General features: G+C 65.9%; 7 protein-coding genes and 1 pseudogene. 2 read left to right on the forward strand and 6 right to left on the reverse strand.

Annotated features, from left to right (window positions below; all coding sequences use genetic code 11):
- The first annotated feature begins 276 nt into the window (after window positions 1–276).
- Window positions 277–567 (forward strand): integration host factor subunit beta, encoded by a 291-nt coding sequence (locus ACODTY_RS23320; protein ID WP_488996558.1) that lies wholly within the window; start codon window positions 277–279, stop codon window positions 565–567.
- Window positions 568–645: 78 nt separating this feature from the next.
- Here the strand turns inward: ACODTY_RS23320 and ACODTY_RS23325 are convergent, their stop codons facing one another.
- From ACODTY_RS23325 to ACODTY_RS23345, 5 genes are all read right to left on the reverse strand, one after another.
- A complete protein-coding gene (locus tag ACODTY_RS23325) occupies window positions 646–1,062 on the reverse strand; it encodes a hypothetical protein (protein ID WP_488996559.1) in 417 nt (138 codons plus the stop codon).
- A gap of 2 nt (window positions 1,063–1,064) precedes the next feature.
- Window positions 1,065–1,241 carry a hypothetical protein gene (locus tag ACODTY_RS23330; protein ID WP_488996560.1) on the reverse strand — a complete coding sequence of 59 codons (177 nt, stop codon included), beginning with the start codon at window positions 1,239–1,241 and terminating at the stop codon, window positions 1,065–1,067.
- Between the two features lie 391 nt (window positions 1,242–1,632).
- A complete protein-coding gene (locus ACODTY_RS23335; protein WP_488996561.1) occupies window positions 1,633–2,466 on the reverse strand; it encodes a hypothetical protein in 834 nt (277 codons plus the stop codon).
- Window positions 2,463–3,755 (reverse strand): helicase HerA domain-containing protein, encoded by a 1,293-nt coding sequence (locus tag ACODTY_RS23340; protein WP_488996562.1) that lies wholly within the window; start codon window positions 3,753–3,755, stop codon window positions 2,463–2,465. The genes ACODTY_RS23335 and ACODTY_RS23340 overlap by 4 nt, the downstream gene beginning before the upstream one ends.
- Window positions 3,752–4,222 (reverse strand): hypothetical protein, encoded by a 471-nt coding sequence (locus ACODTY_RS23345; protein ID WP_488996563.1) that lies wholly within the window; start codon window positions 4,220–4,222, stop codon window positions 3,752–3,754. The genes ACODTY_RS23340 and ACODTY_RS23345 overlap by 4 nt, the downstream gene beginning before the upstream one ends.
- 53 nt (window positions 4,223–4,275) lie before the next feature.
- On the opposite strand from ACODTY_RS23345, the gene ACODTY_RS23350 reads away from it, so the two are divergent.
- Window positions 4,276–4,488, forward strand: a complete 213-nt coding sequence (locus ACODTY_RS23350) for a hypothetical protein (RefSeq protein ID WP_488996564.1) — start codon at window positions 4,276–4,278, stop codon at window positions 4,486–4,488.
- A 3-nt stretch (window positions 4,489–4,491) separates the two neighbouring features.
- Here the strand turns inward: ACODTY_RS23350 and ACODTY_RS23355 are convergent.
- Window positions 4,492–4,731, reverse strand: a pseudogene (locus tag ACODTY_RS23355) (hypothetical protein); the annotation flags it as partial.

The following is a 4,731-nucleotide window of genomic DNA, read 5'->3' on the forward strand; positions in this document are numbered from 1 at the left end:
TGAAGCCTCCTGAAGGACAGAGCCCGGCTGGCCGCTGATGCGGTCGAGCGGGCTGATGATGTGGATGGAAGATCGGCGGCGCCGCGTCGGAGCGGCGTCGCAGCGCAAGCCGGCTCGGCAGGCCTCCCTTTCCGGCCCGTCCGCAGTCCGGCCCCTAGGCCACCCCCCTCCCCCTCTTTCGGCTCAGCGACACGGGCAGGTGGTTGACCGGGCCGGTCTGTTCGGCGATTGAGAGGCCGACCAAAAGCGGGCGCGTCCGATACGAGAGGGAACCAGATGATCAAGTCGGAGCTTGTGGACTCGGTCGCCCGACGCAATCCGCATCTTCACCGGCGCGACGTCGAAAAGATCGTCAACACCGTGCTCGCCGACATGACCTACATGCTCGCCGAAGGCGGCGAGGTGGAGTTGCGCGGGTTCGGGGCGTTCACCGTTCGCCATCGCCCGCCCAAGACGGGACGAAACCCGCGCACCGGAGCCGCCGTTCACGTCGAGGAGAAGTGGGTTCCCTATTTCCGGCCCGGGAAGGAACTGCACGAGCGGTTGAACCCTTCGGTGCGAAAATAGCAGCACGGCACCGTCCCTGCTTCTGACAATGCGAAGCTTGGCGCGGGGCCGGGCTGGTTGAGGGGCTGGGATCGCGTTTCAGGAAACCGGATCGTCGGGGTCGCGTCGACCTTCGAGGATGGCCTTGGCCTTGGCGACCGCATAGCGTGCCCTGGGCAGCCAGTCTTCAAAAGTCTGGCGTGACAAGGTCATTGGCGACGGGGGCGCGATTTCCTCAAGCAGCGCGACAAGCTCGCCGAACTGTTCGGCCTGGCGCTGGATGGTTTCCTGAAAATGGCTGGGGATCGGAAGCGCCTCACCGCGATAGGCGGCGTCCGTGCCTTTCCAGATGCCGGTGACGTAGGTTTCGCCCGCCGTCTCGAAATCCGGAACCTGTCCCGACCAATCCTTCGCTTCGACAGCGCGCCGGCAGGCCTCCTCGACGGAGGTCGCACTGTGGTTGCGTTGCCGATAGTGCGGGACCGTATAGGTCGTTTCGATGGTGTATCGAGGCATCGTCAGTCTCCGGTTGCGAAAAGTAGATGCGGGGCGTCATCCGGAATGCCCGGCCAGCCGTCGACGATGACGTGCCGCAAAGCCGTGCGATCCTTCGGGAATGCGTAGGAGTTGATGGCCCTGGCCATGATGCCGGGCACGTGGACAAGGCCATTCGACCCAAGCCGATAGACAGGCATGGCGATCCTCCTCTTCAAGGGGCTGGAAATGACGAAAGCCCGGCACGGCGGCCGGGCTCTTTGTGGTTTCGGTATGGATGTCAGGTCACGCGCACATCACATCGGGGTGCTCGGCGACACGTCGATCGAGACACATCTTCCGTTGAGCGCAACCGGCCGTCGGCGACGCCGCCGACGAGCTATCGCTTCGTTGTGCAGGCGGCGCTTTTGGCCATATCGACAATCTTGATTGCCTAACCGGGATTGTCGGGCGCGTTCTCGGCGATGAGTTTCTCGCAGGGCTCCCTGTCCGACCAGCGTGCAGCGTGGACCCGGAGGTTCGTGACGCCACCCTTCGGGGTCAAGAATCCCCACTTCTTGCGGCCCGGCGCCCGGACCTTGAGCGCGTATCTCATGATCGTTCTCCTGCAATGAGCGCGACGAACGGGATCTTGTCGACCTTGCGCAGATCCACGACGTCGATGTTGTCGACGATCCAGCGGCGCAGATCGGCAGGCTGGATATCCCACGAGCTGCCGCCCTGTTGGGCGAGCCGCCTGTCGTCGCGTTTGGCGGCCGGCAGATCGCCACAGAGGATGCGGGCGGTGACGAACTTGCCGTCGACGCCGAGGATCGCCGCCGCCCGGGTCGCGGAAAGTTCGGGGCGGGACACACGGCGCGACAGATCGAGACGTTTCGCCCTGACGACGATGGCGGTCGGCGAGCGGTGGAACCCATGTTCACGGAAGATGGCGGCCGCCTTGTCGGGCAGATGCAGCGGCACCTTGTGCATCAGTGCATCTTCCGCCGCCGTCCAGCGCGGTTCCTTCTTGTGGCGAATTGTCAGCCCGAGGACGGTCAACCGCTTCGTCAGCCACCACCGTGGAACCTGAAGCCGCTTCGCCAGTTCCACGACCGCGCCCTTCCTGCCGGCGTCCATCGCGCGCCATCCTTCCCGGATCCGGTCATCCAGTTCCGAGCTCGCCCTATGACGACGGCGCTCGGCGGGAGCTCCGCTGGCCCTCAGGCCGAGCTTCTTGGCCTGGCTGTAGACGCCGGATGCGGTGCGATGCTCGGGGAGCCTGGCGAGGCAAGCAGCCGCCCCGCCGTCCGGGAAATACCGGCGGATGATCTCGCGCTCATGGTCGGTCCAGAAGCGCTTGTCGTGCTTGCCCGGTATATAGGGAGCGGAGAGGCGCGGCTCTCGCCTGTGGGGTTTGGTGAATGAAACGGGATTGAGGCTCATGGCGTCATCCCCTTCGCAATCCGGACGACGCGGCCATCGTCGACCTCTTCGATGTCGACCGCTCCGTAGAGATCGAGCAGCGCGAGCGCGGCCGCGACGCGCGTGGCGTCGATCTCCAGATAATCGGCGAGGTCGGCGACCACCGCGCCCTGCGGCGCCAGCGGCGAAAGCACCTCCCAGACCTTGCCGGCGTCGGCAAAAGCGGGCTCGCGGATGAAGGCGCGGATCGTCCTGATCCCGACGGGCAGGCTGGTGTCGGATCTGACCTCGTCATCCGCCTCCGAGGCCGCATGCAGCTCTTCGAGGTCGAGCAGGCTTGCGGCGTCTTGCGAGCTGATTGCCGCCGGCGCGACGATGTCCGGGCGAGCGCCGATGTGCCGGGTCCTGACCCCGCCGATGCGCAGCGTTGTCGGCGCGCGCGAAAACGCCGGTCCCGATGCCACGAAATCGCCCGGCTGGAGAATCGGCAGGCGATCGAAGGCCTTGCTGGCGTCCCAGCCGATGGTCTCGGCGGCGCGCCGGATGTCGATGTCGAGCGTGTTGAGGCCGATCAGGAAGTTCAGCACTTCCGACGACACCGATTTCGCCAACCGGGCAATGCGCTGGGTTGCCAGGACGCCGGCGAGGCCGCGTTTGCGGCCGCGGCTCATCAGATCGGTGATCGTCTGCGTCGCCGCCTGCCGGACAGAGGTGGCAGCGAGCCCGGCGCCACCGAAGGGCGCGAAGATGTGCGCCTCGTCTATGGCGATGAGCGCCAGATGCCAATGCTCGCGCGGTGCTGCGATCAGCGCGCCGACAAAGGCGGTCACGCTCTGCATCTGCGCCTCCCGCTCGATCTGGGAGAGGTCGAGCAGGACGGACAGGCGATGCTCGCGGGCACGGGCGGCGGCAAGCGCGAGTGCTGCCGTATCGAGCCGGGCGCCGTCGAGGATGGGGAAGTCGAAATGCTCGGCGAGTGAGACGAACTCGCCTTCGGGATCGACGACGATCTGCTGTACGAGCCCGTTCGTCTGTTCGAGGATCCGGCGCAGGGTCCAGCTCTTGCCGGCGCCGGACGTTCCCTGAACGAGAAGACGGCCGTCGAGCAATTGCTCGAGATCAAGGCGGATCATGCCGCCGATGTCGGAAAGGCCGAGATCGATGCCGGCGTTGGCTTGTGGAGACAGCGTCAGCCTCGTGGCCGGCGTGCCGAGGCCGAGTTCGGCCGCGAACGCCTTGGCGAGCTTCTGCTCGGTCGGCGCCAGGTGGAGGAACTCCTGGTCGGTGAAGGTCGTTGCGCCGAAGGTCATGGCCTGTCCTCCGTGCGGATCTGGGCAACCCGCGCCGGGCGCCGATGTGGGGCCCCAATATCGCCGACCGGTCGGCATGAGGGGCGATCGCCTGCGGATCCGCCGTCGGCTGCGCCGACGCCGGTGACCGCACGCACCGCGGCGGCGAGCGCCGGAATGTCGTCCAGCAGCTGAAGCCCGACGAAATGGTTCGGCCCGCCGGTGAAATCCCTGCGGCCCTTGCAGGTGCGGATCAGGATGCCGTGGCCGGACGACAGGCCGAACTGTCCGACCTGCAGGTAGAAGCGGTCGTGATGCAGGGTGATCTCCCCGCTGACGGCAATGCCCGCCCTGTTGGACCGAACGTCATACGAACCGGCGGCGAGGCGAAGCTCGGCCGCAAGCTTCTTCAGCCGTGAACGAGCGGTGGAATGAAAACGTCGCTTTTGCTCGTCATCGTACGAGCAGGATTTTGTCCATTGAAACATCGGAATGCTCCTTGAAATGACGACGGCCCGGCCTCCTGTCGGAGCCGGGCCGCGTGGTTGAGGGGATGATGGGAGGCGGCTGGGTCGCCGTTGCTCTATTCGTCGTCCGGATCGTCCCAGGTGGCGGCAACGCCGGTGAGATGTTCGATGAGGGGCCTGGCGAGGTCGTTCATCTGCGCCCATCGGCTGATCAGCAGGAGCAGCGTGAAACTGTCCCAGTCAGCCTCGCCGGCGATGCGCTCGATTTCGGGTTTGCGTGGGGTTGAGCATCAGCGCACCCGCCCCTCGACGACATCGGCGCTGACCTCGTCGGCGCTCACCTCCTCCAGACGCGCGTCGAGATGGCGTCTTTCCGCAAGCCAACGCTCGGCCGCAAGCCTGTTTTCGGCGAGATAGAGGAGGATGCTGTTATCCGCGTATTCCTGAAGGACGCGGACGTTGCCGGGCGCGGGTCGCTCGATGATCTGGAACGACAGGTCGCATTCGAGCGGAAAGTCGCGGCGCGCCGC

It is taken from the genome of Mesorhizobium sp. FG116, assembly GCF_057809835.1.